General features: G+C 68.2%; 21 protein-coding genes and 1 pseudogene. 17 read left to right on the top strand and 5 right to left on the bottom strand.

From position 1 onward, the window contains the following. Positions 1 to 52: 52 nt before the first annotated feature. The 9 genes and pseudogenes from ACODSL_RS02775 to ACODSL_RS02815 form a co-directional block, all read left to right on the top strand. A pseudogene (locus ACODSL_RS02775) lies at positions 53 to 1,312 on the top strand (MFS transporter); the annotation flags it as partial. A gap of 234 nt (positions 1,313 to 1,546) precedes the next feature. Beyond that, positions 1,547 to 1,747, top strand: coding sequence for a 50S ribosomal protein L35 (gene rpmI, locus ACODSL_RS02780; protein WP_488899100.1), 201 nt, complete (start codon positions 1,547 to 1,549; stop codon positions 1,745 to 1,747). A 15-nt stretch (positions 1,748 to 1,762) separates the two neighbouring features. After that, positions 1,763 to 2,119, top strand: coding sequence for a 50S ribosomal protein L20 (gene rplT / locus ACODSL_RS02785; RefSeq protein ID WP_488899101.1), 357 nt, complete (start codon positions 1,763 to 1,765; stop codon positions 2,117 to 2,119). Between the two features lie 259 nt (positions 2,120 to 2,378). After that, the gene (gene pheS / locus ACODSL_RS02790) at positions 2,379 to 3,491 is read left to right on the top strand and encodes a phenylalanine--tRNA ligase subunit alpha (RefSeq protein WP_488899102.1); all 1,113 of its coding nucleotides are present in this window, start codon (positions 2,379 to 2,381) and stop codon (positions 3,489 to 3,491) included. Then, positions 3,491 to 3,880: a hypothetical protein gene (locus ACODSL_RS02795; protein WP_488899103.1), complete on the top strand. Its 390-nt coding sequence runs from the start codon at positions 3,491 to 3,493 to the stop codon at positions 3,878 to 3,880. Before pheS ends, ACODSL_RS02795 begins: the two co-directional genes overlap by 1 nt. Then, complete coding sequence (pheT, locus tag ACODSL_RS02800) at positions 3,877 to 6,276, top strand: phenylalanine--tRNA ligase subunit beta (RefSeq protein ID WP_488899104.1); 2,400 nt, start codon at positions 3,877 to 3,879, stop codon at positions 6,274 to 6,276. The genes ACODSL_RS02795 and pheT overlap by 4 nt, the downstream gene beginning before the upstream one ends. 436 nt (positions 6,277 to 6,712) lie before the next feature. After that, positions 6,713 to 7,000 carry a hypothetical protein gene (locus ACODSL_RS02805; RefSeq protein ID WP_488899105.1) on the top strand — a complete coding sequence of 96 codons (288 nt, stop codon included), beginning with the start codon at positions 6,713 to 6,715 and terminating at the stop codon, positions 6,998 to 7,000. Continuing rightward, positions 6,997 to 7,278 (top strand): hypothetical protein, encoded by a 282-nt coding sequence (locus ACODSL_RS02810; RefSeq protein WP_488899106.1) that lies wholly within the window; start codon positions 6,997 to 6,999, stop codon positions 7,276 to 7,278. The genes ACODSL_RS02805 and ACODSL_RS02810 overlap by 4 nt, the downstream gene beginning before the upstream one ends. Before the next feature lie 20 nt (positions 7,279 to 7,298). Further along, positions 7,299 to 7,832: a TIGR00645 family protein gene (locus tag ACODSL_RS02815; protein WP_488899107.1), complete on the top strand. Its 534-nt coding sequence runs from the start codon at positions 7,299 to 7,301 to the stop codon at positions 7,830 to 7,832. Positions 7,833 to 7,954: 122 nt separating this feature from the next. Here ACODSL_RS02815 and ACODSL_RS02820 read toward each other — a convergent pair whose 3' ends face one another. The 3 genes from ACODSL_RS02820 to ACODSL_RS02830 all read right to left on the bottom strand — a co-directional run bounded on the left by ACODSL_RS02820 (position 7,955) and on the right by ACODSL_RS02830 (position 12,875). Continuing rightward, positions 7,955 to 8,560 carry a DUF1134 domain-containing protein gene (locus ACODSL_RS02820; protein ID WP_488899108.1) on the bottom strand — a complete coding sequence of 202 codons (606 nt, stop codon included), beginning with the start codon at positions 8,558 to 8,560 and terminating at the stop codon, positions 7,955 to 7,957. An 83-nt stretch (positions 8,561 to 8,643) separates the two neighbouring features. Then, complete coding sequence (locus ACODSL_RS02825; protein WP_488899109.1) at positions 8,644 to 11,757, bottom strand: efflux RND transporter permease subunit; 3,114 nt, start codon at positions 11,755 to 11,757, stop codon at positions 8,644 to 8,646. Then, positions 11,757 to 12,875: an efflux RND transporter periplasmic adaptor subunit gene (locus ACODSL_RS02830; RefSeq protein WP_488899110.1), complete on the bottom strand. Its 1,119-nt coding sequence runs from the start codon at positions 12,873 to 12,875 to the stop codon at positions 11,757 to 11,759. The genes ACODSL_RS02825 and ACODSL_RS02830 overlap by 1 nt, the downstream gene beginning before the upstream one ends. 159 nt (positions 12,876 to 13,034) lie before the next feature. Here ACODSL_RS02830 and lepA point away from each other — a divergent pair, with 159 nt between their 5' ends. From lepA to ACODSL_RS02845, 3 genes are all read left to right on the top strand, one after another. Next, complete coding sequence (gene lepA / locus ACODSL_RS02835; RefSeq protein ID WP_488899111.1) at positions 13,035 to 14,840, top strand: translation elongation factor 4; 1,806 nt, start codon at positions 13,035 to 13,037, stop codon at positions 14,838 to 14,840. A 249-nt stretch (positions 14,841 to 15,089) separates the two neighbouring features. After that, the gene (locus tag ACODSL_RS02840) at positions 15,090 to 15,314 is read left to right on the top strand and encodes a DUF2283 domain-containing protein (RefSeq protein ID WP_488899112.1); all 225 of its coding nucleotides are present in this window, start codon (positions 15,090 to 15,092) and stop codon (positions 15,312 to 15,314) included. A gap of 72 nt (positions 15,315 to 15,386) precedes the next feature. After that, a complete protein-coding gene (locus ACODSL_RS02845; protein ID WP_488899113.1) occupies positions 15,387 to 15,791 on the top strand; it encodes a VOC family protein in 405 nt (134 codons plus the stop codon). A gap of 7 nt (positions 15,792 to 15,798) precedes the next feature. Here the strand turns inward: ACODSL_RS02845 and ACODSL_RS02850 are convergent, their stop codons facing one another. Further along, positions 15,799 to 16,581 (bottom strand): protein NO VEIN domain-containing protein, encoded by a 783-nt coding sequence (locus tag ACODSL_RS02850; RefSeq protein ID WP_488899114.1) that lies wholly within the window; start codon positions 16,579 to 16,581, stop codon positions 15,799 to 15,801. A gap of 362 nt (positions 16,582 to 16,943) precedes the next feature. On the opposite strand from ACODSL_RS02850, the gene ACODSL_RS02855 reads away from it, so the two are divergent. Further along, the gene (locus ACODSL_RS02855) at positions 16,944 to 17,615 is read left to right on the top strand and encodes a hypothetical protein (protein WP_488899115.1); all 672 of its coding nucleotides are present in this window, start codon (positions 16,944 to 16,946) and stop codon (positions 17,613 to 17,615) included. Positions 17,616 to 17,761: 146 nt separating this feature from the next. Continuing rightward, on the top strand, positions 17,762 to 18,607 hold the full coding sequence (locus ACODSL_RS02860; protein ID WP_488899116.1) for a helix-turn-helix domain-containing protein: 846 nt from the start codon (positions 17,762 to 17,764) through the stop codon (positions 18,605 to 18,607). Here ACODSL_RS02860 and ACODSL_RS02865 read toward each other — a convergent pair whose 3' ends face one another. Then, on the bottom strand, positions 18,608 to 19,567 hold the full coding sequence (locus ACODSL_RS02865; protein ID WP_488899117.1) for an HNH endonuclease: 960 nt from the start codon (positions 19,565 to 19,567) through the stop codon (positions 18,608 to 18,610). 288 nt (positions 19,568 to 19,855) lie between these two features. Between ACODSL_RS02865 and ACODSL_RS02870 the strand changes: the two genes are divergently transcribed. The 3 genes from ACODSL_RS02870 to clpB all read left to right on the top strand — a co-directional run bounded on the left by ACODSL_RS02870 (position 19,856) and on the right by clpB (position 25,809). Beyond that, positions 19,856 to 22,090, top strand: coding sequence for an arylsulfatase (locus tag ACODSL_RS02870; RefSeq protein WP_488899118.1), 2,235 nt, complete (start codon positions 19,856 to 19,858; stop codon positions 22,088 to 22,090). A 181-nt stretch (positions 22,091 to 22,271) separates the two neighbouring features. Then, on the top strand, positions 22,272 to 22,973 hold the full coding sequence (locus tag ACODSL_RS02875) for a DUF4893 domain-containing protein (RefSeq protein ID WP_488899119.1): 702 nt from the start codon (positions 22,272 to 22,274) through the stop codon (positions 22,971 to 22,973). Positions 22,974 to 23,226: 253 nt separating this feature from the next. Continuing rightward, on the top strand, positions 23,227 to 25,809 hold the full coding sequence (clpB, locus tag ACODSL_RS02880) for an ATP-dependent chaperone ClpB (RefSeq protein ID WP_488899120.1): 2,583 nt from the start codon (positions 23,227 to 23,229) through the stop codon (positions 25,807 to 25,809). Positions 25,810 to 25,816: the final 7 nt, after the last annotated feature.

A 25,816-nucleotide genomic window follows, 5' to 3' on the forward strand; every position in this document is an offset into this window, starting at 1 on the left:
GCGACCGGATCGAAAATCGCAGCGCCCCGGCCTCAACGCCGGGGCGTTTTGCTTTGCGGGGGCGCTTATCCGGCGTAGACCCGCGCCCCTGATGACCGACGCCGCCCCTCCCACGCCCGCCGACACGGCCCGCAGCGACAGCAAGGCGCTCTACGTCCTGTTGGCGGTGGTGTTCGTCAACATCGCCGGGTTCGGTGTGATCATTCCTCTGCTGCCGTTCTACGCCAAGTCGTTCGGCGCGCCGGACTGGCAGGTGTTCGTGCTGTTCGCGGCCTATTCGGTGGGCAACTTTTTCGCCGAGCCGCTGTGGGGCCGGCTGTCGGACCGGATCGGGCGACGGCCGGTGCTGATGATCACCATCTTCGGCAATGCCCTGACCTATGTGATGCTGGCCTTCGCGCCGAACCTGTGGGTCGCCTGCCTGATCCGGCTGACCGGCGGGGTGCTGACCGGCAACATCTCGACCATCCAGGGCTATATGGCCGACGTGACGCCGCCGGACCGGCGCGCCGGGCGGCTGGGTCTGATGGGCGCCGCCTTCAGCCTCGGCTTCATGACCGGACCGTCGATCGGCGGCCTGCTGGCGCGGGCGGACCTGGGCACCGTCGGCTTCCGCCCGCCGCTGTTCTTCGCCGCCTGCCTGGCGCTGGCCGCGGGGATCGGCATCACCCTGTTCGTGCGCGAGACGCGCCACGGCCACCGCGACGCGCCGCAGCGCGGGCGGCTGGAGGGGCTGGGCGACGCCATGGCCCATCCGGTGATCTGGCGCACCCTGCTGGTGACGCTGATCTCGATGGCCGGGTTCGCCGGGATGGAGGCGACCTTTGGCCTTTGGGCGCACGCGAAGTTCAACTGGGGGCCTAAGCAGATCGGCTTCTGCTTCTTCGCCATCGCCATCACCGCCACCTTCGCCCAGGGGCTGCTGACCGGGTTCCTGGCGCGGCGGATCGGCGAGACCGTGACCATGATGATCGGGCTGTCGCTGATCTTCCTTGGCTTCGGCCTGCAGCCGTTCGTCGACACCTGGCCGCTGGCCGTGGTCGGCATGGTCACCGTCGCGCTGGGCCAGTCGCTGGCCTTCCCCAACATCGGAGCGATCATCTCCAAGTCGTCCTCGCCCGAGCGGCAGGGCGAGATGATGGGCCTGAACACCGCCGCCGGCGCGCTGGCGCGGATCATCGGCCCGCTGATGGCCGCGCCGCTGTTCATGAACTTCGGCCCCAGCGCGCCGTTCGCCGTCGCGGCGGGGCTCTGTGTGCCGGCGCTGTTCATGGCCTGGCAGGTGAGCAAGGCCGTGAGGCGGAGCGCCTAGGTCCTCCCCGTCGGGGGAGGTGGCGCTGCGCAGTAGCGACGGAGGGGGTCCGCCCAGATCTCGGGTGACCCCCTCAGTCCGCTTCGCGGACAGCTCCCCCGATGGGGAGCATCCTTCTTGCCTTCCCGACGCCTTTCACGTATTAGCCCCGCCTTCCTGAACCGCCAGGCCAACGGCATGCCTTGGCGGTTCTATTGCGTCTCTCCAGAGGACAGGGTTTCGGCCCTGAGCAAAATGCCCAAACTGAAGACCAAGTCAGGCGCCAAAAAGCGCTTCAAACTGACGGCTACCGGCAAGCTGAAGGCCGGCGTCGCCGGCAAGCGCCACCGGCTCATCAGCCACAACGGCAAGTACATCCGCCAGCAGCGCGGCACGAAGGTCATGAGCGCTTCGGATTCGAAGACGATCAAGTCCTACCTGCCCTACGGCCTGTAAGAGGAGCGCTGAGATATGGCTCGCGTCAAACGGGGCGTCACCGCCCACGCCAAACACAAGAAGGTTCTTGAACAGGCCAAGGGTTTCTACGGCCGCCGCAAGAACACCATCCGCACGGCCAAGGCCGCTGTCGACAAGGCCGGCCAGTACGCCTACCGCGACCGCAAGGTCCGCAAGCGCAGCTTCCGCAGCCTGTGGATCCAGCGCATCAACGCCGCCGCGCGTCTGGAAGGCTTCACCTACTCGCAGTTTATCCACGGCCTTGATCAGGCCGGGGTCGAAATCGACCGCAAGGTTCTCTCCGACATCGCCGGTCAGGACCCCGTCGCGTTCAAGGCCATCGCTGACAAGGTTCGCGCCGCGCTGGCTTAAAGTCGTGGGACGTTAGTCCCTGGAACTTGAAAGGCCCTCCGGTGTGAGCCGGGGGGCCTTTTGCTTGGCGTGCGTGGTTCGAGACGCGGACCTGAGGGTCCGCTCCTCACCATGACGAGCAGAGTGGAAGGTCATCCCTCTTCGTCATCCTGAGGAGCGAGCTTCAAGCGACCCCGGATCCAGTCCGGGGCTCGAAGGACGCAATGCCTCTCAGCCGCTGGTTCCACCAATTCACCGAATGCTCTAGAGCAAACGCCTCATGACCGATCTCACCACACTCGAAGCCGAGCTTTCGGCCAGCATCGCCGGGGCTGCAGACGCCGCCGCGATCGAAGCGATCCGTGTCGCCGCCCTGGGAAAGTCGGGCTCGATCTCGGGCCTGCTCAAGACCCTGGGCTCGATGAGCCCCGACGAGCGCCGCGAGGCCGGACCGGCCATCAACGGCCTGCGCGACCGGGTCGCCGCCCTGCTGGCCGACCGCAAGGCCGCGCTGGAAGCCGCCGAACTCGACGCCCGCCTGGCCGCGGAGACGCTCGACCTGACCCTGCCCGCGCCAGCCCGCCGCAAGGGTTCGGTGCATCCGACCATGCAGGTGATGGAGGAGATGACGACCATCTTCGCCGAGATGGGCTTCGCCGTCGCCGAAGGTCCGGACATCGAGGACGACTTCCACAACTTCACCGCCCTGAACTTCCCCGAGAAGCATCCGGCGCGGGAGATGCACGACACCTTCTTCTTCAATCCGGGCCCGGACGGTGTCCGCAAGCTGCTGCGCACCCACACAAGCCCGGTGCAGGTGCGGGCCATGCAGCGGACCAACGAAAAGCCCGCCGCGCCGTGGATCGCCACCGCGATCGAACCGCCGATCCGGATCATCGTCCCGGGCCGCACCTATCGCTGCGACAGCGACGCGACCCACACGCCGATGTTCCACCAGATGGAAGGCCTGGTGATCGACAAGGGCATCCACATGGGCCACCTGAAGTGGACCCTGGAGACCTTCATCGCCCGCTTCTTCGAGGTCGAGGGCGTGGTCAGCCGGTTCCGGCCGCACCACTTCCCGTTCACCGAGCCCAGCGCCGAGATGGACATCGGCTGCGACCGGTCCGGCGGCGAGGTCAGGATCGGCACGGGCAGCGACTGGCTGGAAATCCTCGGCTGCGGGATGGTCCATCCCAACGTGCTGCGCTTCTGCGGCATTGATCCCGACGTCTACCAGGGCTTCGCCTTCGGCCTCGGGATCGACCGCCTGGGCATGCTGAAATACGGCATGCCCGACCTGAGAGACATGTTCGAAGGCGATACCCGCTGGCTGAGCCACTACGGCTTCTCGGCCTTCGCCGCCCCCAACCCTGCCACGGGACTGAGCTGATGCGCATCGAAGACCCCAAATCGCCCTACCGCCGCGCCACCGACCTGACCAAGGCCACGTTCGACGGTGAAGCCATCGCCCTGTTCGACCTGTACCGCTCGGTGCTGGAACAGGGGCAGTCCGTCATCCTCGACCGTACCTTCACCAACTGCGGCCTCGACGGCCCGGCGGTGGCCCTGATCCTCGGCGGAAACAGCTTTGACCGTACGGACTTCGGCTACGCCTCCGGCGACATCCGCAACATCCTGCTCAAGCCGATGTCGCCGCAGAAGGTCATCGGCACGATCCCGATCGGCCGCTGCAGCTTCATCAACTGCACGTTCTTCGCGGTCGGCTTCACCGGGACCGACACATTCCTGGACATGATGCTGCAGGTGAAGACGGTATGAAGTTCACCCTGTCCTGGCTGAAGGATCACCTCGACACCACCGCCACCACGCCCGACGTCGTCAAGGCCATGACCATGGCCGGGCTGGAGGTCGAGCACGTCATCGATCCGGCGACGAAGCTGGCCGCCTTCACGGTGGCGAAGATCGTCGAGGCCGTGCAGCATCCCAACGCCGACCGCCTGCGGGTCTGCCAGGTCGACACCGTCGACGGGCGCAAGGAGATCGTCTGCGGCGCGCCCAACGCCCGCGTCGGCCTGACGACCATCTACGCCCCGATCGGCGCTTACGTGCCCGGCCTGGACGTGACGCTGGTCGAGAAGCCCGTGCGCGGCGTGGTGTCCAACGGCATGCTCTGCTCGGCCGCCGAGCTGGAGACCGCCGAGGAGTCCGATGGCATCCTGGAACTGTCCGACGACCTGACCGTCGGCACGCCCGCCGCGACGGCGCTGGGCCTGGAGGCGGTGATCGACTTCGAGGTCACGCCCAACCGGCCCGACTGGCTCGGCGTCGCCGGCATCGCCCGCGACCTGTCCGCTGCGGGCCTCGGGACCCTGCGAGACCTGTCGGTGGCGGCCGTTCCTGGCCGGTTCCCCTGCCCGATCTCGGTGTCCGTCGACGGCGACGGCTGCCACATGTTCGCCGGCCGGCTGATCCGCGGCGTGAAGAACGGCCCCTCCCCAGCCTGGCTGCAGGCGCGGCTGACGGCCATCGGCCTGCGCCCGATCAGCGCCCTGGTCGATATCACCAACCTGATCGCCTACGACCGCGCCCGGCCGCTGCACGTCTATGACGCCGCCAAGCTGTCCGGGACCGCGATCACCGCGCGCCTCGGCCATCACAGCGACCACGGCGACGAGCATCTGATCGCCCTCGACGGCAAGACCTACGACCTCGGTCCCGAGATGTGCGTCATCGCCGACGCCGGCGGCGAACGCCCGATCGGCCTCGGCGGCGTCATGGGCGGCGAGTCGACGGGCTGCAGCGACGAGACCACCGACGTGTTCGTCGAGAGCGCCTGGTTCGACCCGATCCGCACGGCCCAGACCGGCCGCGACACCGGCATCACCTCCGACGCCCAGTACCGCTTCGCCCGCGGGGTCGACACCGGCTTCGTGGTGGACGGGCTGGAGCTGGCGACGAAACTGATCCTCGAGCTCTGCGGCGGCGAGCCGTCGGAGATCGTTGTCGCGGGCGAGACCCTGCCGCCGCCGGCGCCGATGACCTTTGACCCGGCCTATGTGCAACAGTTGTCGGGCCTGACGATCGAGCATGGCCGGTCGCGCGATATCCTGACGCGGTTGGGCTTCACGGTGGAGCCCTCGGCCGGCGCCTGGAGCATCACACCGCCGACCTGGCGACGCGATGTCGAAGGCAAGGCTGACCTGGTCGAGGAAGTGGCCCGCATCGCCGGCTACGACGCACTGCCCGCCACGCCGCTACCCGAGGTCGTCCGCGACGCCAGCGGCGTGCTGACGACCCGCCAGGGCCGCGCCCGGACGGCCCGACGCGCACTGGCGGCGGCCGGCTACAGCGAGCTGCTCACCTGGTCGTTCACCCGCAACGCCGTGGCGAAACTGTTCGGCGGCGGCGCCGATGAGCTGGTGCTGGCCAATCCGATGTCGGCCGACATCGACACCATGCGGCCATCCGTGCTGCCCGGCCTGATCGAGGCCGCCGGTCGCAACGCCCGCCGGGGCTTCCCCGACGCGGCGCTGTTCGAGGTTGGGCCCGTGTTCGGCGGCGACCAGCCGCAGGACCAGCGCCTGGTCATCGCCGCCATCCTGGCGCCGCACGCCCCGCGCGGCTGGGACAAGCGGCCGCGCGACGACCTGTTCACGATCAAGGCCGACCTGCTGGCCTTGCTGGAGGAGCTCGGCGCGCCGGTGGCGTCGCTGCAGACCGCCCAGGGCTCGGCCTCGTCCTGGTGGCACCCCGGCCGTTCGGCCCGGCTGCAGCTGGGTCCCAAGGCCGTGCTGGCCGAGTTCGGCGAGCTGCACCCGACGGTGCTCAAGGCGCTCGACGTCGACGGGCCGGTCTATGGCTTCGAGATCTGGGTCGAGGCGATCCCCGAGCCGAAGAAGAAGGGCAAGAGCCGCCCCGCGCTCGACCTGCCCAGCCTGATGCCGCTCAGCCGCGACTTCGCCTTCCTCGTCGAGGCCGGCAAGGCCTCGGGTGATCTGGTCAAGGCCGTGGCCGGCGCCGACAAGGCGCTGATCGCCTCGGCGCGCGTGTTCGATGTCTACCAGGGCGCCGGGGTACCGGAGGGTCACAAGTCCATCGCGCTTGAGGTCGTCCTGCAGCCCCGTGAGAAGACGTTGACCGAGGCCGAGATCGAGGCCGTCTCTGCGAAGATCATCGCCGCGGCGGAGAAGGCCGGCGGGCGGTTGCGGGGGTAAGTTCAGTCTGCTTTCTCCCTCCCCTTCATGGGGAGGGACGACCGCGAAGCGGTCAGGGTGGGGCTTGCGGGGTCGTGCCGGATGGGTCCGGGTAGCGACCGACTTCCCCACCCGTCCGGGCTTCGCCCGTCCACCCTCCCCATGAAGGGGAGGGAGGCGCTCTTGCCTCCCCGCCCTTTCGGCCCTATCCCTCCCCCCGACATGACCTCGCGCTTCACCATCGCTGGCCGCAGCACCGCCCCGACCCGGGCGATGACGGCCTGCGCGCTCATGTCGATGACCAGCAAAATTATGACCGATCCTTCCGGACCGGAGCTTTACCGCGCGACCTGACATCGCCGGCAGATCGCGAGATCAAAAAGCCCCGCTCCGGAAACGGCAGCGGGGTTTTTTGTTGTGCGGTCGGCCGGTCCCCATCCAGCCAAGGACCAACACCATGCCCCTCTCCAACGCCCCTGACCTCTCCGCCCATCCCGACGCCCGCCATGAGCTGCGCTTCACCGCCGACGACGTGGTCCAGGCGCTGGACGCCGCGCGCGCCGGCCTCGCCGCCAGCACGGCCGAGGTCTGCACCCTGTCGATCAGCAGCGTCGGGCGCCTCGTGGAAGGCGTGTTGCGCGTCCGCCGCCTCGACGAGGCCGGCGCCGTCTGCCTGGCCGACCGGCTGGCCGAACGCCCCGGCGTGCGGTCGTCGCGCGTCGAGCATGTCTGGGGGCGATCGTGAAACCGGATGGCAAACGGCGGCTGTTCCTCGTCGGCGCCGCGGACGAACCCGACGCGCTGGTCCGCGTCCTGAACGTCGTGACCCTGTTGCAGGCGCGTCTGCGACGGCTCGAAGCCGAGCCGGCGGATGACGGTCTGTCGATCCGGCTGGAGATCGATGATCCGGGCGATCACAAGGCCGAAGCGCTGGCGCGGCGCCTGGAAGCCTGCCCGGCGGTCCTGCGACTGGCCTTTGGCTGGCAGGGCAGTCTTGTCCCCGGCGACGGCGTGATTACCTAGGGGGCTTCAAGGGGAATCGCATGACCAAACCGACCATCGAACGCTGGCTCGAACGCGGGCTGTTCGCCTCACGCTGGCTGATGGCGCCGATGTACGTCGGTCTGGTGATCGCCTTGCTGGCCCTGGTGGCGATCTTCTTCCAGGAACTTGTGCACGTCACGCCGGTGATCCTGTCCGGCTCGGCCCACGCCGAGGACGCTATCCTGCTGGCCCTGTCGCTGATCGACCTGTCACTGGCCGGCAACCTCGTGCTGATCGTGATCTTTTCCGGCTACGAGAACTTCGTGTCCAAGCTGGACATCGGCGAACACACGGACCGGCCCAGCTGGATGGGAACGGTCGACTTCTCCGGGCTCAAGATGAAGCTGGTGGCCTCGATCGTCGCCATCTCGGCCATCGCCCTGCTGAAGGCCTTCCTCGAGGCCAGCGAGAGCGCCGACGCCATCGACACGACCAAAATGCTCTGGCTGGTGGTGATCCACCTGACGTTCGTGGTCAGCGGTGTGCTGCTGGCCCTGATGGACTGGGTCGCGAGCCTGACCGACAAGCACTGAGGGGATGCTCCCCATCGGGGGAGCTGTCACCGCGCAGCGGGGACTGTGGGGGTCGTCCGAGACCTGAGCGGCCCCCCTCCGCCTCGCCTTCGGCGAGCCACCTCCCCCGAAGGGGTGGATCATCAGAACGGGATGTAGTGGCGCTTGCGGCTGTAGGACAGGTAGCCGACGCTCGCGCCGAGACGCAGGCCGACGCCGGCGCGGATGGGCGCCAGGGTGATGTCGTCAGCGCGCTGATAGTTCACGCCGAGGCCGCCGATGAAATAGGCCGAGCCTTCCACGCCGGGGAACCGGCGGTAGATCATGTCCGGGTAGTGCAGATTGTAGCAGAGGGTGAAGACCCGGCTGGCGTTGCCCCCCGCGTCGAACCCAATCGAAGGCCCCTGCCAGAACACTTCCTGGGTCGGCTGTTCCTTCATGTACATCAGGCCGCGCCCGTAACGGGCGCCGATCGTGAGGGCCGCGGAGCCTTCCTGTCCGGCGATGTAGGCGGTCGGACGGCCGTTCTCGCGGAAGACGTGTTCGATGGCCGCGCCGGCGGTCTCCGCCGTCACCCCGAGGAAGTCGGAGGTGGCGTTGACGATCTCTTCGGTGCTGTAGGTGCGCGGACCTTCAGCCGGATCGCGGGACGGCGTCTGGGCAGGCGTCTGGGCGAAGGCCAGGCTGGACGAGGCGGCCCCTCCGACGCCGGCTGCGATACCGGAAAGGATGAGGGTGCGGCGATCCATGAGCGTGACTCCGAGTCGATTGGAAGCCCGCGAAGGGTCCCATTCCAATACGACCGGTTTGCGGCGCGTTTCCTAACGGCGGGTTAATGCCGCGCTGTCAGGGACGCGGGATCGGCCTTCTGATTGGCGAACATCCGCGCCATACGGCCGCGGAGCCAGCCCGTTACGCCGTCGACGATGGTGAAGATCACCGGCACGAACAGCAGGCTGAGCAGTGTCGAGGTGATCAGGCCGCCGATCACGGCGATGGCCATCGGCGAGCGGAACTCGGTGTCCTCGCCGAAGCCCATGGCCACGGGCAGCATGCCCGCGCCCATGGCCACGGTGGTCATCAGGATCGGCCGGGCCCGCTTGTGGCAGGCGTCGATGATCGCCTCGGCCGGCCCCATGCCGCGCAGTTTGATGGCCTCAAGCGCGTACTCGACGAGCAGGATCGAGTTCTTCGCCGCGATACCCATCAGCATCAGGATGCCGATCAGGGCGGGCATCGACAGGTTGCGGCCGGTCAGAAGCAGCAGACCGAAAGCGCCGCCGATGGCCAGCGGCAGGGCCGCCTGGATGGTGATCGGGTGGATGAAGCTTTTGAACAGCAGCACCAACACCACGTACATCAGCAGGATGCCGGTCAGCAGGGCGATGCCGAAGCCGGTGACCAGCTCCTGCAGCCGCTCGACGATGCCGGACACCTGCTCCTTTACCCCGGCCGGCAGGTTCTTGACCGCCGGCAGCTGGTGCAGCTTCCCATTGGCCGCGCCGAGGGCCAGACCGTTCAGTTCGGCCTTGATCGTGGCGTTGCGGCTGCGGTCGAGGCGGCTGATCTGCGAGGGGCCTGCGCCGAGGGTGATATCCGCGACGGCGGATAGCGGGACGGGCACGCCGGCGGAGGTCGGCACCTGGAGATTCGACAGCACGGCGAGATCTTCACGCGCTCCGTCCGACAACCGCAGGCGGATCGGGATCTGACGGTCACCGATGTTGTACTTGGGCAGCGCCTGATCGACGTCGCCGATGGTCGCGACGCGGACGGCCTGTGAAATGGCCGCCGCCGAGACGCCCATGCGGGCGGCCTGATCAGGCTTGGGGGTCACGAGGATTTCCGGCCGGGCGATGTCGGCCGTGTTGATCACGTTCTCGAAGCCGGGGATGCCGCGCATCTGGGTTTCGACCGCCCGGGCCGCGCGGGAAAGGGCTTCGCCGTCATCGCTGACGAGGGTCACGGAGATGCCGCTCGACTGACCGCCGTCATTGCTGCCGAAGCTGAGGCGGGCGCCGGGGATGTCGGCCGTGGCCTTGGCCATCTCCCGCTCAAAGGCCTGCTGGCCCAGCGCCCGGTCACGCTTGTCGACGAGGTTGGCGTAGATGTGGGCGCGTCGCACGTCGGCCAGCGAACCGCCGCCGCCGGGACCGCTGCCCTGGGTGCCGGATCCGATCGAGGCGTAGACACTCTTCACCTCGGGACGCGCCCTCAGAATGGCGGTCACCTGTTTGACCACGGAGTCGGTGTCGGTGAGCTTGGCGCCCGGCGGCAGCTCGACGGCGATGGTCGTGACGCCCTCGTCGCCTGCGGGAATGAACTCACTGGGCAGCGACATGGCCAGGCCCATGGAGATGAAGAAGGCCACGGTGGCCAGGCCGAACGCGACCCAGCGGTGGGCGATCGACCACTTCACCGCACGCATGTAGCCGGCCATCCAGAAGGGATCCGGATGCTCCCTGGAATCTGCCTTGAGCAGATAGGCGCACATCAGCGGCGTCAGCATGCGGGCGACGAGCAGCGAGAACAGCACCGAGACACAGGCCGCCAGCGCGAACGACTTGAAGAACTGGCCCGGCACGCTGCCCATGAAGCCGACGGGGGCGAACACGGCGACGATGGTGAAGGTCGTGGCGACCACGGCCAGGCCGATCTCGTCGGCCGCCTCGATCGACGCCGGATAGGGCGCCTTCCCCATGCGCATGTGGCGCACGATGTTCTCGATCTCGACGATCGCGTCATCGACGAGGATGCCGATGGTCAGCGACAGCGCCAGCAGGGTCACCACGTTGAACGACTGGTTCATCGGACCCAGCACGGCGAAGGTCGGAATCAGCGCCATCGGCATGGCCACGGCGGTGATGAAGGTCGCCCGCCAGTCGCGCAGGAACAGCCAAACGACGATGACGGCAAGCAGGGCGCCCAGGCCGAGGGCCTCAATCGAGGCGAAGTAGCTCTCCTGCACGCCGCGGACGTTGGAGCTGACCTCCTCGATGGTCAGTTCGGGGTGAGCGGCGTCCAGCGCCTCGACCGCCGTCTTGACCGCCTTGGCCACGCCCACTTCGCTGCCGTCGCGGGTGCGGACCATGTTGAAGCCGACGACTTCCTCGCCCTCAAAGCGCGCCAGATTGCGGGGCTCGCTCCAGGAGTCGGTGACATTGCCCAGATCGGCCAGACGCACGCTGCGGCCGTCGGGGAGGTTGATACGGGTGTCGCGCAGCTGCTGCAGGCTGTCGGCGCCGCCGAGGGTGCGGATCGCCCGCTCCTCGCCGCCGATCGTCGCGCGACCGCCGGGCAGGTCGGCGTTGACGCTCCTGAGCGCCGAGCTGACCGCACCGGCGGTGACGCCGAGCGCCGCAAGACGGTCCGGATCCAGATCGACGCGGATCTCGCGCGTCACGCCGCCGTCGCGGTTGACCTGGGCCACGCCCGGGAGCGCCAGCAGCGCCTTGGCCACGTCATTGTCGACGAACCAGCTCTTCTGTTCCGGCGTCAGGTTCGGCGCGCGGACCACGTAGTAGACCAGCGGACTGCCGCTGGCCTCGACCCGCTGGACCACCGGGTCGGTGATGTCGCCGGGCAGGTTGGAGCGCACGCGGGAGACCGCGTTGCGCACGTCGTTGGTGGCCTTTTCCAGGTCCGTGCCGAGCTTGAACTCGATGACCGTCGAGGAGACCCCGTCGCCGATCGTCGAGGTGACGTGCTGGGCGCCGTTGAGCCCGGTCATCGCATCCTCGAGGATGCGCGTGATCTGGTGTTCCATCTCCGACGGCGCGGCGCCCGGCTGGGCCGCCGTGACCACCACGACCGGGAAGTCGATGTCGGGGAAGTTGTTGACCCGCATCTTGCTGAAGCCGGCGATGCCGGCCACCACCAGCACCGCGAACAACAGAAGGGTCGGTACCGGGTTGCGGATCGACCAGGCGCTGATGTTCCTGAACATCAGCGGGCTCCGGCGCCCGGCGTGGCGACGACGTTCACCCGGTCACCCTCGGCGAGGAAGCCGGCGCCCTGCACCGCCACCCGCTCGCCCGACTGCAGGCCGGAGCGGATCTCGATGTCGCCGCCGCTGCGCGCGCCGGTGGTCACCGGGCGGAAGTGAGCGACGCCGTTGCTGTCGATCACATACAGGCCGGACTTGTTGTCGCGGTAGAGGATGGTCGACTGCGGGACCAGCACCGCCGGCTGGGCGCCGACGTTGATGATCGCCTTGGCGAACATGCCGGGTCGGAAGGCGCCGCGACTTGCGAGGGCGACCCGGGCCAGGCCGACGCGGGTCTGCGGATCGATCTGCGGCGTGACGATACGCACCGTGGCGGCGGTCTGGCCGACCTCGGAGGTGCTGACAATCGCGGACTGCCCGGCGCGGATCGCCGACAGTTCCGACTCCGGAACCTGGGCGTTCAGCTCCAGCCGGCCATCGCGCACGAGGCGGAACAGCGGCGCGCCGGCCGCGACGATCTGGCCCGGGACCACCGTACGCTGGGCGATGAAGCCCGACACCGGCGCGCGGACGCTGGCCTGGGCCAGCCGGGCGGTGGTTTCGGAGAGCGAGGCCTGGGCGAGGTCGACGTTGGCGGCGGCCGTCTGCTGGGCGGCGATCCGGGCGTCGAGCGCGGCCTGGGCCAGATAGCCCTGGGCCTTGAGATCCTGGGCGCGGGCAAGGTCGGCCGTCGCCTGGGCTAGCACCGCTCTGGCGCTGGTCACGCTGGCCTGCCGCTGACGCATTTGGGCGGCCAGCAGGCTGTCGTTCATCTGCAGCAGCAGCTGGCCCTGGCGCACGTAGTCGCCTTCATCGACCAGCAGCCGCACGACGGTCAGACCGCCGGTCTCGGCGCCGACCGAGACGTCCTGCCAGGCGGCGATGGTGCCGCTGGCCTCGACCGTGCGGTCCAGCGTGCCCGTATGCGCCGCGACGGCAGTGACGGTCAGGCTGGCGCGCGGCTTGTCAGGCGCGGCGTCCTTCTTCTTCGAACAGGCGGCGAGGCCCGGCCCGGCCAGCGCGGCCACGAGCAGCAAGGATACGGCGAGCCGCGGAAGAGTGGACGGACGAGGCGGCATGGCGGGCTCTCTGGCGGACGTATCGGCAAGAGGAGCGTTCAGCAGACAGCGTTCGTTCCCCCGCCTGCTATCTAGGGTCCGGTCGCCTCTTCGCAAGTGCAAAATAACCACGGATCAGAAAGCCTGTCTCCGCGCGCCGACTATGCTAGACGGGCGCACATGACGACCCCGCTTTCCCGCATCCGCAACTTCTCGATCGTGGCCCACATTGACCACGGCAAGTCCACGCTGTCCGACCGGCTCATCCAGGAGACGGGCGGGCTGACCGCGCGCGAGATGACCGCCCAGGTCCTCGACAACATGGACATCGAGAAGGAACGCGGCATCACCATCAAGGCGCAGACCGTGCGCCTCGAGTACAAGGCCGACGACGGCGAGACCTATGTCCTGAACCTGATGGACACGCCCGGCCACGTCGACTTCGCCTATGAGGTCAGCCGCAGCCTCGCCGCCTGCGAGGGCTCGATCCTCGTGGTCGACGCCAGCCAGGGCGTCGAGGCCCAGACCCTGGCCAACGTCTATTCGGCGATCGAGAACGACCACGAGATCGTGCCGGTCCTCAACAAGATCGACCTGCCGGCCGCCGAGCCCGAGCGGGTGCGCGCCCAGATCGAGGACCTGATCGGCCTGGACGCCAGCGACGCCGTCCTCTGCAGCGCCAAGTCGGGCCTCGGCATCCACGACGTGCTGGAAGCCATCGTCACCCGCCTGCCCCCGCCCAAGGGCGACCCCGACGCGCCGCTGAAGGCGCTGCTGGTCGACGCCTGGTACGACGCCTACCTCGGCGTCGTCGTGCTCGTGCGGGTCATCGACGGCAGCCTGCGGGCCGGCCAGCGCATCAAGATGATGCAGCACGGCTCGACCCACCTCGTCGACCGCGTCGGCGTGTTCAAGCCCAAGAACACCCCGGTCGAGAGCCTCGGCCCCGGCGAGATCGGCTTCATCACCGCCCAGATCAAGGAAGTGGCCGACGCCGCCGTCGGCGACACCCTGACCGACGAAAAGAAGCCGACCGCCGCCGCCCTGCCCGGGTTCAAGGACGTGCAGCCGGTCGTCTTTTGCGGCCTGTTCCCGGTGGACGCCGCCGACTTCGAGGACCTGCGCGCCGCCGTCGGCCGCCTGCGCCTCAACGACGGCAGCTTCACCTACGAGATGGAATCGAGCGCAGCGCTCGGCTTCGGCTTCCGCTGCGGCTTCCTCGGCCTGCTGCATCTGGAGATCATCCAGGAGCGCCTCTCCAGAGAGTTCGACCTCGACCTGATCGCGACCGCGCCGTCGGTGGTCTACAAGATCAACCTGCGCAACGGCGATCACCTCGACCTGCACAACCCCGCCGACATGCCCGACCCGATGCAGATCGAGAGCATCGAGGAGCCGTGGATCAAGGCGACCATCTTCACCCCCGACGAATACCTCGGCGGCGTGATCAAGCTGTGCCAGGACCGCCGCGGCCAGCAGCGCGAGCTCAGCTACGTCGGCAACCGCGCCATGCTGATCTACGACCTGCCGCTGAACGAGGTCGTGTTCGACTTCTACGACCGGCTGAAGTCCATCTCGAAGGGCTACGCGTCGTTCGACTACCAGGTCGAGGACTACCGCGCCGGCGACCTCGTCAAGATGAGCATCCTGGTCAACGCCGAGCCCGTCGACGCCCTCTCCATGCTGGTCCACCGCGACCGCGCCGAGAGCCGCGGCCGGGGCATGGTCGAGAAGATGAAGGACCTGATCCCGCAGCACATGTTCGTCATCCCGATCCAGGCGGCGATCGGCGGCCGGATCATCGCCCGGGAGACCGTGCGCGCCCTGCGCAAGGACGTGACGGCCAAATGCTACGGCGGCGACGCGAGCCGGAAGCGCAAGCTGCTCGACAAGCAGAAGGCCGGCAAGAAGCGCATGCGCCAGTTCGGCAAGGTCGAGATCCCGCAGGAGGCGTTCATCGCCGCGCTGAAGATGGATGACAATTGACGCGTCTTCCTTCTCCCGGCGGGAGAAGGTGGCCTGCGGAGCAGGTCGGATGAGGGATTAGGAACGGCCTCGGCAAACCCTCCAACGCCGCAACCCCTCACCCTCCCATCCTGCTTCGCCAAAGGCTGCGCAGGACGGGCCCCTCCCTCTCCCGCTGGGAGAGGGCGTCAGAAGGCTGGCCCGCGCCCGGGCGCTTACGGTAGTGTTGGACCGTGGCGCCCGACGAGCGCTCCGACGAAAGGCGCGACCATGACCCTGCGCTACGACCCCGAGGCCGACGCCGTCTACATCAAGCTGGCGGACGGCGCCTACGACGAGAGCGAGGAAGTCTCGCCCGACGTGATCCTCGATTTCACCAAGGACGGTCAGGTCATGGGGATCGAGATCCTCAACGCCAGCAAGACCCTCGCGCCCGGCGCCTGGTCGAAGGCCGCGCCGCCGGATGCAGGTCAGGACATTCAGGCGGCCGAGTAGCCCCCGCCCCGGCGAAGGGTTCAATTCCCGGCCCTCCCGCCCTACCCTCTCCGCAAAGAGGGAAGGCACACCATGGCCAACACTCCCGGCGCGCACTTCGTCGCCACCGGCATCGGCGTGGCGGACCTCGACCGCTCGGCCGACTTCTACACCCGCGTCCTCGGGATGAAGGTCCAGCAGACCTTCCAGCTCGACCACATGGACGAGATCATGGTCGGGTATGAGGGCAAGGGGGCGTCGCTGGTGCTGATGCACTGGACCGACGGCTCGGCGCGCAACTACCGCGACAATCCGATCAAGATCGTCCTCTACGTCCCCGACGCGGCGGCGGCGGTCGATGCGATCCGGGCCGAGGGGCTGGAGATCGTGCGCGAGCCGACGACCTCGCCCGGCATGGACGGCGCGTTGATCGCCTTCGGCAAGGACCCGGACGGGTATCTGGTGGAGTTGATTCAGAGGCCTGAAAGGCCTGCCTAGCTGACCCTCAGCCAAACCCGGCCCGCCAGACCTCCGTCTCCAGCACCACGCTCTCGCTGAGCGGGGGCTTGAGCTTGAACAGGCGGGGTGTGCGGGCAAAGTCGTAGAGGCGGTAGAGGCGGAACTCGTCCTTGCGCTCGTCAGACACGCGCTTTTCGTTGCGCGACAGGAAGAAAGGCGTGGTTTGGCCGCCGCAGGTGGTCTTGACCTCGATAAGCCGCTGCTCGCCCGCCGGGGTGAACGACAGGATGTCGTAGCCGTGGCCGTCGCCCTCCAGATCGGCGACCCAGCGCACATTGTCGGCCAGATCCTTGCGGCCCTCACGGGCTAGCCAGGCCTTCTCGAAATCGACCACGAAGGCCTCGCCCTCACGGCCGAGCTTGCGGTTGCGATGATCGCGGCCAACCGGGTCGAATTTGCGGATCAGCCGCTCCAGACCGGCGGGCCGAGGCGGCCTTTCCCGATGTTGCAGTGGCGGGGGCTCGACGAACAGCAGATGCGGGGGGTCGGTCACATCTAACCCAGCCACAAAGGGTGCAGGCGCTGGCGTCTGATCCCAAGCTTCGGGATGCGCCATCAGGTAGCGGTCGATCGCCGGGAAGATAGCCTGCTGGTAGTTGGGCGCGGGGCGGTAGCCGCGAATGGTGTCCATGCCCAGCTCGGCCAGCACCGCCGAGATGTTCATGTGCTTAAACTCAACCGAGCGGTGCGAGCGGCCGATGCGGTTCATCAGCGCGGCGGCATGGTGGGACTTAACATAGGGAACGCCCGCCTGCTCGGCGGCGCGCATGACGAAGTAGTCCTCGACAATCAGGTCGAGTTCCGCGTCCGTCCACGGGGTTCCGAATGTCGTTGAGTCCGCCACCGATGCGGACGATGACCTAGAAGCGCTTCGCCGGCCAGACCCCCAGCACAGCTTTCCTGATGCCATGAAGGCCAGCTTGCTCTGGTGGGAGGCTTGGTCAAGGACGGGCCCTGCGGGCCCGCCGCTGCGCGGCCGCGAAGCGGTCCTTGAGCAAGCCTCCCACCAGAGCAGATAATTCCATCAAGGGCTTCAGGGCGGAGTCCGCACAAAGAAACAATCTATCCTGGTATCTTGTGACAATTCTTCCTGAGGTATAAATCGTCTCAGCGGAACCGCCGCGAGTTGGGATGTGGGCGCGACACTGTGAATTCACCGAAGAGTTGCGGGGCCTTGGCTTGAGGGTGCTCGTCGCATGCGAATTTAGCGGGACAGTCCGTAACGCCTTTCTGGATAGGGGCCACGACGCTTGGTCTTGTGACCTGCTGCCCAGCGAGGACGGATCGAACCGCCACATCATCGGCGATGCGCGCGACCTTCTGAACGACGGATGGGACCTGCTGATGGTCGCCCATCCGCCATGCACGCGGCTCTGCAATTCGGGGGTGCGCTGGCTGACCGTGCCGCCGCCGGGAAGGACGGTCGAGCAGATGTGGGAGGAACTGGATGAAGGGGCTGCTCTATTCTCGGACTTCTGGAATGCGCCCATTGAGCGGATCGCCATTGAGAACCCGGTGATGCACAAGCACGCCAAGAGCCGAATTCTGAATTTTCGGGATTTCGCCCAAAGCGTCCAACCTTGGCAGTTCGGTCACGGCGAAACCAAGCGCACTTGCCTTTGGTTGAAGAACCTCCCGCCCCTCGTTCCAACGGAGATTGTCGGCGGTCGTGATCCGAGAGTGCATCACATGTCGCCCTCGCCAGATCGTTGGAAGGAGCGGTCTCGGTTCTTTCCCGGTATCGCTAATGCGATGGCAGACCAATGGGGCGCTTTTGGAACCCTAGTCGCCAGCCCCACCTAGTGCACTGAAGAGAGCCCCCCTGACGCCTTGAAGGCCAGTTTGCTCCGGCCGGCGGACCGGAGCGGATCATTCCATCAAGGGCTTCAGGGTGTATTCCGCGTCTGCACTGCAGAACCCGGCGGAAAACAACGCTGGATTTCAGAGGCTTGCGTCCGGAGATCGGCCATTTGCGCTGCAGGGCTCGCAGCGGGCGCACACTGTTCGGCATGATCAAGAACCGGCCAAACAGCCACGCGACCCATTTCCGCCTGTCGCCGGAGAGCTGGGTCGAGATCCTCGAGGCCTATCAGAACGGCGCGACGGCCAAGGAACTGGCGGCCCGGTGGAAGGTCGCGCCGGGGACCATCTATCGCTACGTGCGCGAGCGTGGTTTCACCAAGAAGGCAAACAGCGACGCCGTCGCGCGGGCGCACGCGCAGGCGATGGCAGATGAGGAGGCGGCGGCCGATCTCCGCGCGCGAGACATCCTGCCGGTCCCCCCTGGAGACATCCACCCCGAGGCGCTCAAGCAGCGCGCGCTTCAGGACATGGCCCGGGCGATGTCGGCCGGACGGGTGGCGGAGGCGGAGCGGCTGGGCAGGCTGGCCCTGACGCTCGGCAAGATGGGCGCCCCGGACTCCGGTCGCGCGGCGAACGGGTGTGACCGGGACGGCGTTCCGACACAGCGGCCGCCGATCGATATGGCGGCCAAGGTCGACGTCTTCGCCGAATGGGTCTTTCCGTACATCGAGAAGGTCGCGCTGAGGCTGCTGGGCGACCGGTATCATGGTCCGGCGATCTTCTCCCGCGCCGTCATGCGCTGGCGCGCGGAGACCTTTGGTCCCGAATGCGCGGCCAACGACTATGCCGAAATGCTGGCCGGCGGGTGGACCGACCGTGTCTATGACGAGCACGGCAACATCCTGCCCGGATGGGATTCGCCGAACCTTCGCCACCCGCAGGTCCCGGCTCCTCCCGGCTACAAGGGCTTCGAGGAGGCTCGCGGCGAGTAGTCACCGCTCGCCCACGAACACCCACCGCCGGTGCCAGTCGAGGTACTCCGCCTGCGCCGGCGTGAACGGGCCCACGCTCCGCTCGGCCAGCCCTTCCAGTCCCATCGCCGTGAGGTCCGCTTGCGGCAGGGCGGGCGAGACCCGCACGTCGCCCGTGTTGCCGAAGCTGATCAGGCCGCGGTCGAACAGGCGGTCGACGTCGGGGGTGAGCATCAGGCCGTTGGCGCCGTCGAGGCGCTCAGTGGCGGTGGCGCAGCTGCGCCAGGGCTTGATGTGGCTGGCGATGAGCAGCCAGGGGTTGGACACGCCGGTGACGCGGCAGCGGGGCCCCTGGGCCAGGACGCGCTCGCGGAAGATCCCCTGGCCCTTTCGCGCGGTGACCAGCTGCTGCTTCTGCGTGGCGGTCAGGTCCGGGTCGGCGAGGATGGCGCCGGCGATGGCGTCGTCGACCGCCTCGCGCTGGACGGCGTAGGCCAGCGGGGCCGTGTCGGCGGCGTCGAGGGCGGCGAGGTCCACACGGGCGCCCTGCAGCACGCGCGCGAACAGGGCGGCGCTGATCTCGCTGAGGTAGGCCTTCTGCTCGCCGCGGCCGAGCGCGTTGAGCGGCGCGTGGCGGGCGGGCATCAGTGGGGCGAGGTCGGTGGCGTAGAGCGGCGCCGGCCGGACCGGCGGGTCGACCGGGACCCAGTGGACGGGCAGGCGCCAGCCATCCTCGCCGTGCGGGGCGTCGGCATGGCCGAAGCCGGCGGGCCGGGGCGCGGGAAAGGCATGGTCCGCGACGCGGCCGACCGCGCCGATCTGGCCGCCGGCGTAGGACAGGATCAGGTCGCCCGGCGCGGCGGCGCGGACGTTGTCCTGGGTCAGGTTGCGCGGACCGGTCTCGCGGCGCGGCGCCCAGAGGAAGGCGCCGGCGATCTCCGCCCGCGCCGTGCGGCGATGATTGACCCACCAGTAGCGCATGAGGGGGCTCCGGGTGCGCACCACTATACCTTTGGTTGCGCACGCACCCAATCCCCTTCTCCTCCGTCATCGTCGGACTTGTTCCGACGACCCAAGCACACCGCCGATGGGGCTATCGCGGCGAAAGCGCCGCATCTCCTGCCTCCAGCAAGGCCTTGGGTCGTCGGAACAAGTCCGACGATGACGGAATTATTGAGCGCGCAAGGGCGGCGGTAACGGCCGTTACCCACTGGTACGCCTCTCCACCCCCGCCTATTCTCGCCGACAAAGCAGACGAGGAAACGCGCCATGACCACCGGACCCGTGATCGGGCGGACGATCGCTGACTCCACGCCGTTCTGGCCGGCGAAGGTCAAGCCGCCGAAGGGGACGCCGAACATCCTGGTGGTGCTGTTCGACGATGTCGGGTTCTCGGACTTCGGCTGTTACGGCTCGCCGATCGAGACGCCGACCATCGACCGGCTGGCGGCCGAGGGGCTGCGCTATACGGGGTTTCACACCACGGCGATGTGCTCGACCACGCGGGCGGCGCTGATGACCGGGCGCAACCACCACAGCGTGGGGATGGGCTGCCTGGCCAACTTCGACAGCGGCTTTCCCGGCTATCGCGGCAAGATCTCGCGCGAGGCGGGGATGCTGCCCGAGATGCTCAAGTCGGGCGGGTATCGGAACTACATGGTCGGCAAATGGCATGTGACGCCGCTGACCGAGAGCGGGGCGACCGGGCCGTTCGACGGCTGGCCGCTGGGGCGCGGGTTCGACCGGTTCTACGGCTTCCTCGACGCCGAGACCGACCAGTATTCGCCCGAACTGGTGCGCGACAACACGCCGGTGGCCGCGCCGCGGACGTTCGAGACCGGCTATCATCTGACGGAGGATCTGGTTGACCAGACGATCCGCTATATCGCCGACCACACGGCCGATGATCCGGAGACACCGTGGCTGACCTGGCTGGCGCTGGGCGCCTGTCACGCGCCGCACCAGGTTCCGAAGGACATCATCGCGAAGTATGACGCCGTGTTCTCCGGCGGCTGGGACGTCGAGCGCGAGCGGCGGCTGGCGAAGCAGAAGGCGCTGGGAATCGTGCCGGCCGACACGCACATGCCGCCGCGCAACGACTGGGTGAAGCCCTGGGACGAGCATACGCCCGACGAGCAGCGGCTGTTCACCCGGCTGCAGGCGGCGTTCGCCGGGATGCTTGACCACGCCGACCAGCATCTGGCGCGGCTGGTGGGGTTCCTCGAGGACGCCGGGCTGCGCGAGGACACCCTGATCCTGGTGCTGTCCGACAACGGGGCCAGCCAGGAGGGCGGGCCGCTGGGCATGGTCAACGCCATGGGGCCCTACAACGGCAAACCCGAGCCGATGGACGAGAAGATCGCCCGCATCGACGACATCGGCGGGCCGGACACCCATTCGAACTTCCCGCTCGGCTGGGCGATGGCCTCGAACACGCCGCTGCGGCGCTACAAGCAGAACACCCACGGCGGCGGCATCCGCGATCCGCTGGTGATCAGCTGGCCGGCCGGGCTGCCGGCGCGGGGCGAGCTGCGCGGGCAGTTCACCCACGCCAGCGACGTGACGCCGACGCTGCTGGAGCTGCTGGGCCTGACGCCGCCGGCGGTGATCGCGGGCGTGGCGCAGACGCCGCTCGAGGGGACCAGCTTCAGGGCTTCCCTGTTCGACAGCGCCGCGCCGGCCAAGGCCGGGCCGCAGCATTTCGAGATGTTCGGCCACCGGGGGATCTGGAAGGACGGCTGGAAGGCGGTGGCGTTCCACCCGCCGGGCCGGCCGTTCGACGCCGACCAGTGGGAGCTCTACCACCTCGACCGGGACTTCTCGGAGACCGACGACCTGGCCGCGAGCCAGCCGGACAAGCTGGAACAGATGGTCGCCCTGTGGTGGACCCAGGCGGAGAAGCACCAGGTGCTGCCGCTCGACGACCGCTTCGCCGAGCGGTTCGCGGTCAACGCCCAGCGCTTCCACGGCGCGCGCAAGAAGTTCGTGTTCCACCGCGGCATGGGTCACGTGCCGACCGATGTGGCGCCCGACATCCGCAGCCGCAGCTACTTCATCGAGGCCGATGCGCGGCTGGCTGCCGGTGATGAGGGCGTGCTGATCGCCCACGGCGACATGACCTGCGGCTACAGCCTGTTCGTCCGCGACGGGCGGCTGGTGCACGACATGAACATCGGCGGCAAGCATGTGACGCTGACGTCAGACCGGACGGTCGAGCCAGGCCACCGGCGGCTGGGGGTGGCGGTGCGGCCGGGTCCCGGCGGGCGACGGGTGGTGCTGCTGATCGACGGCGCGCCGGCCGGCGAGCTGACCACGCCGCTGGGCTTCTACAACTTCATCAGCTGGTCGGGGCTCGACATCGGCCTGGACCGGGGCAGCCCGGTGGCCGACTACCCCGCGCCGTTCAGCTTCACCGGCCTGCTGAAGAAGGTGACGGTAACCATGGATGACGACCAGGACCTTGATGGGCAGGGCATCGGCGATGCGGAGATGGCGCGGCAGTAGGGGATTTCCCTCTCCCGGACGGGAGAGGGAGGGGCCCGGCGCAACGCGACGGGAGGGTGAGGGGTTACGGGGGGACCGACGAACGCTGTAACCCCTCAACCTCCCATCCTGCTTCGCCAAGGCTTCGCAGGACGGGCCCCTCCTTCTCCCGCTGGGAGAAGGGAGATAGGCTCACCCCATTATGAAACGCGCCCTGCTCCTCGCCACCGTCGCCCTGTCGCTCGCCGCCTGTTCGCAGGAACCGGCGAAGGAAACCTCCGGCCCGGCCGCCAGCCCGCCGCCGGTGTCGGCCCCCGGCCCTGCCCCGACGCCGACGCCGGCCGCCGGGGAACAGGGCGGGACCGACCTGTGGCGCACGGTCGCCAACGCCGAGGACCAGAGCCGCGTCGATCGCCTGGCCGAGGCCTGGAAGACGGCGCTGGCCGAGGCCAACAAGGGCCACATGCACGGGGCGGAGCTCGACGCCCTCGGCCTGCTGGCCGTGCCGGACGGCGCGCTGGCCGGCAACCTGCAGCCGGGGCCCGGCAAGTACCGCTGCCGCACGATCAAGATCGGGTCGCTGATCGAGGGCGGGCTGACCTATGTCGCCTACCCGTACTTCACCTGCACGGTCGAGCTGACCCCGGGCGGCGACCTGATCCTGACCAAGACCGGCGGCAGCCAGCGCACGCGCGGCCTGCTGTATCCCGACACCGACAAGCGGCTGGTGTTCGTCGGCGCCCAGGCCTGGGGCGTCGATGAGACGACGTATCCCGCCTACGGCCAGAACGCCGAGCGCGATCAGGTCGGGGTGTTCGAACGGATCGGCGCCGACCGCTGGCGGCTGGTGCTGCCGTGGCCGAAGCAGGAGTCGAAGCTGGAGATCCTGGAGCTGAAGAAATAAGCGGCCACTCCTCTCCCGGAGGGAGAGGGGGACCATGCGGAGCATGGTGGAGAGGGAGGCGCAGGTTGCGGGGGATGGCTCCTGATCAGCGGCTCATCCCTCTCCGACCCGGCTGCGCCGGGCCACCTCTCCCTCAGGGAGAGGATGAGTGTCCGCCTCCCCCTTGTGTGGCCCCACGGCCACACCTACATCCGGGCGGTCCGGTTGTGCTTGATCAAGGCGACCGGTCGCATTCCGCCGTAACGGGGACAGCATGAACATCGACCTCTATTCCGACCGCGCCAAACAGGCGATCCAGTCCGCGCAGTCGCTGGCGCTCGCGCGCCGCCACCAGAACCTGACGCCCGAGCACATTCTCAAGGTGCTGCTGGAAGAAAAGGACGGCCTGAGCCGCGCCCTGATCCAGAGCGGCGGCGGCCGTCCCGACACGGTCGACACCGCCGTGGAGGCCTTGCTGGGCAAGATGCCCAAGGTCGAGGGCGGCTCCGGCCAGCTCTATCTGAAGCCCGAGTCCGCCCGCGTGTTCGCCCGGGCCGAGGAGGACGCCAAGAAGGCCGGCGACGCCTTCGTCACCACCGAACGCTTGCTGATCGCGCTGGCCGCCGACGGTGGCGACGCCGCCAAGGCGTTGAAGGACGCGGGCGCGACCGAGAAGTCGCTGGAAACCGCCGCCGCCGATGTCCGCAAGGGCCGCACCGCCGACAGCGCCAGCGCCGAGGAAGGCTATGACGCGCTCAAGCGCTACGCCCGCGACCTGACCCAGGCCGCGCGCGACGACAAGCTGGACCCCGTGATCGGCCGCGACGAAGAGATCCGTCGCACCATCCAGGTCCTGTCTCGCCGGACCAAGAACAACCCCGTGCTGATCGGCGAACCGGGCGTCGGCAAGACCGCCATCGTCGAGGGCCTGGCCCTGCGCATCGTCAACGGCGACGTGCCCGAGAGCCTGAAGGACAAGAAGCTGCTGTCGCTGGACATGGGCAGCCTCATCGCCGGCGCGAAATATCGCGGCGAGTTCGAGGAGCGGCTGAAGGCCGTGCTCGGCGAGGTCACCGCCGCCGAAGGCAGCATCATCCTGTTCATCGACGAGATGCACACCCTGGTCGGGGCCGGAAAGAGCGACGGGGCGATGGACGCCTCCAACCTGCTCAAGCCCGCCCTGGCGCGGGGCGAACTGCACTGCGTCGGCGCCACCACGCTGGATGAGTACCGCAAGCATGTGGAGAAGGACGCGGCCCTGGCCCGTCGCTTCCAGCCCGTGTTCGTCGGCGAGCCGACCGTCGAGGACACCGTCTCGATCCTGCGCGGCCTGAAGGAGAAGTACGAGCTGCACCACGGGGTGCGCATCAGCGACAGCGCCATCGTCGCCGCCGCCACCCTGAGCAACCGCTACATCGCCGACCGCTTCCTGCCCGACAAGGCCATCGACCTGATGGATGAGGCGGCCAGCCGCGTGCGGATGGCCGTCGACTCCAAGCCAGAAGAACTGGACGAGATCGACCGGCGCCTGGTCATGCTCAAGATCGAGCGCGAGGCCCTGAAGAAGGAAACCGACGCCGCCAGCAAGCAGCGCCTGGAGGCCATCGAGGACGAGATCGACGAACTGCAGGTCGAGTCCGACGAGATGACCGCCCGCTGGAAGGCTGAAAAGGACAAGGTCGGCAGCGCCGCCCAGGTCCGCGAGGCCCTTGAGCGGCTGCGCGCCGAACTGGCCGCCGCCCAGCGTCGCGGCGACCTGCAACGCGCCTCCGAGATCGCCTATGGTGAAATCCCGCAGATCGAGAAGCGCCTCGCCGAGGAAGACGGCAAGGCGGCCGAGAACCCGCTGAGCCCCGAGGTCGTCGACGCCGAGCAGATCGCCGCCGTCGTCAGCCGCTGGACTGGCGTGCCCGTCGACAAGATGCTCGAGGGCGAGCGCGAGAAGCTGCTCAAGATGGAGGACGCCCTGCGCGAGCGCGTGGTTGGCCAGGAGGAGGCCCTGCTGGCCGTCTCCGACGCCGTCCGCCGCGCCCGCGCCGGCCTGCAGGACCCCGGCAAGCCGATCGGCAGCTTCCTGTTCCTCGGCCCGACGGGTGTGGGGAAGACCGAGCTGACCAAGGCCCTGGCCGATTTCATGTTCGACGACGAGAGCGCCATCACCCGGATGGACATGAGCGAATACATGGAGAAGCACAGCGTCAGCCGGATGATCGGGGCCCCTCCCGGCTATGTCGGCTATGACGAGGGCGGCTCGCTGACCGAGGCCGTGCGCCGCCGCCCCTATCAGGTCGTGCTGTTCGACGAGGTCGAGAAAGCCCACCCGGACGTGTTCAACGTGCTGCTTCAGGTGCTCGACGACGGCCGCCTGACCGACGGCCAGGGCCGCACGGTCGACTTCCGCAACACCGTGATCATCCTGACGAGCAACCTGGGCAGCGAGTTTCTCGCCAACCTTGACGAGGGCGACGACGTCGAGGCCGTGCGGCCGCAGGTGATGGACGTCGTGCGTCAGAAGTTCCGGCCCGAGTTCATCAACCGCCTGGACGAGATCATCCTGTTCAAGCGGCTGGGCCGGGGCGAGATGGGCAACATCGTCCGCATCCAGCTGCAGCGGGTCGAAAAGCTGCTGGCGGACCGCCGCATGAGCATCGCGCTCGACGCCGGCGCCCTGCACTGGCTGGCCGAGCGCGGCTACAACCCCGTCTACGGGGCCCGGCCGCTGAAGCGGGTCATCCAGAAGGAACTGATGGACCCGATCGCGCGCAAACTGCTGGCCGGCGAGATGGCGGATGGGAGTGTTATCGAGGTGTCAGCAGACGCTGATGGGCTGGTGATCGGGAAGGCGCGGGTGCACTAAAACTGCA

The organism is Caulobacter sp. FG121 (assembly GCF_057809815.1).

What these genes read in the sequence shown, in the direction of transcription:
- ACODSL_RS02825 (WP_488899109.1), bottom strand. Translation starts at nt 11,757, where the DNA reads ATGTTCAGGAACATCAGCGCCTGGTCGATCCGCAACCCGGTACCGACC.
- ACODSL_RS02840 (WP_488899112.1), top strand. Translation starts at nt 15,090, where the DNA reads ATGACCCTGCGCTACGACCCCGAGGCCGACGCCGTCTACATCAAGCTG.
- ACODSL_RS02855 (WP_488899115.1), top strand. Translation starts at nt 16,944, where the DNA reads ATGTGGGCGCGACACTGTGAATTCACCGAAGAGTTGCGGGGCCTTGGC.
- rpmI (WP_488899100.1), top strand. Translation starts at nt 1,547, where the DNA reads ATGCCCAAACTGAAGACCAAGTCAGGCGCCAAAAAGCGCTTCAAACTG.
- ACODSL_RS02845 (WP_488899113.1), top strand. Translation starts at nt 15,387, where the DNA reads ATGGCCAACACTCCCGGCGCGCACTTCGTCGCCACCGGCATCGGCGTG.
- ACODSL_RS02850 (WP_488899114.1), bottom strand. Translation starts at nt 16,581, where the DNA reads ATGCGCGCCGCCGAGCAGGCGGGCGTTCCCTATGTTAAGTCCCACCAT.
- ACODSL_RS02865 (WP_488899117.1), bottom strand. Translation starts at nt 19,567, where the DNA reads ATGCGCTACTGGTGGGTCAATCATCGCCGCACGGCGCGGGCGGAGATC.
- ACODSL_RS02870 (WP_488899118.1), top strand. Translation starts at nt 19,856, where the DNA reads ATGACCACCGGACCCGTGATCGGGCGGACGATCGCTGACTCCACGCCG.
- pheS (WP_488899102.1), top strand. Translation starts at nt 2,379, where the DNA reads ATGACCGATCTCACCACACTCGAAGCCGAGCTTTCGGCCAGCATCGCC.
- ACODSL_RS02815 (WP_488899107.1), top strand. Translation starts at nt 7,299, where the DNA reads ATGACCAAACCGACCATCGAACGCTGGCTCGAACGCGGGCTGTTCGCC.
- pheT (WP_488899104.1), top strand. Translation starts at nt 3,877, where the DNA reads ATGAAGTTCACCCTGTCCTGGCTGAAGGATCACCTCGACACCACCGCC.
- lepA (WP_488899111.1), top strand. Translation starts at nt 13,035, where the DNA reads ATGACGACCCCGCTTTCCCGCATCCGCAACTTCTCGATCGTGGCCCAC.
- clpB (WP_488899120.1), top strand. Translation starts at nt 23,227, where the DNA reads ATGAACATCGACCTCTATTCCGACCGCGCCAAACAGGCGATCCAGTCC.
- ACODSL_RS02795 (WP_488899103.1), top strand. Translation starts at nt 3,491, where the DNA reads ATGCGCATCGAAGACCCCAAATCGCCCTACCGCCGCGCCACCGACCTG.
- ACODSL_RS02830 (WP_488899110.1), bottom strand. Translation starts at nt 12,875, where the DNA reads ATGCCGCCTCGTCCGTCCACTCTTCCGCGGCTCGCCGTATCCTTGCTG.
- rplT (WP_488899101.1), top strand. Translation starts at nt 1,763, where the DNA reads ATGGCTCGCGTCAAACGGGGCGTCACCGCCCACGCCAAACACAAGAAG.
- ACODSL_RS02875 (WP_488899119.1), top strand. Translation starts at nt 22,272, where the DNA reads ATGAAACGCGCCCTGCTCCTCGCCACCGTCGCCCTGTCGCTCGCCGCC.
- ACODSL_RS02820 (WP_488899108.1), bottom strand. Translation starts at nt 8,560, where the DNA reads ATGGATCGCCGCACCCTCATCCTTTCCGGTATCGCAGCCGGCGTCGGA.
- ACODSL_RS02805 (WP_488899105.1), top strand. Translation starts at nt 6,713, where the DNA reads ATGCCCCTCTCCAACGCCCCTGACCTCTCCGCCCATCCCGACGCCCGC.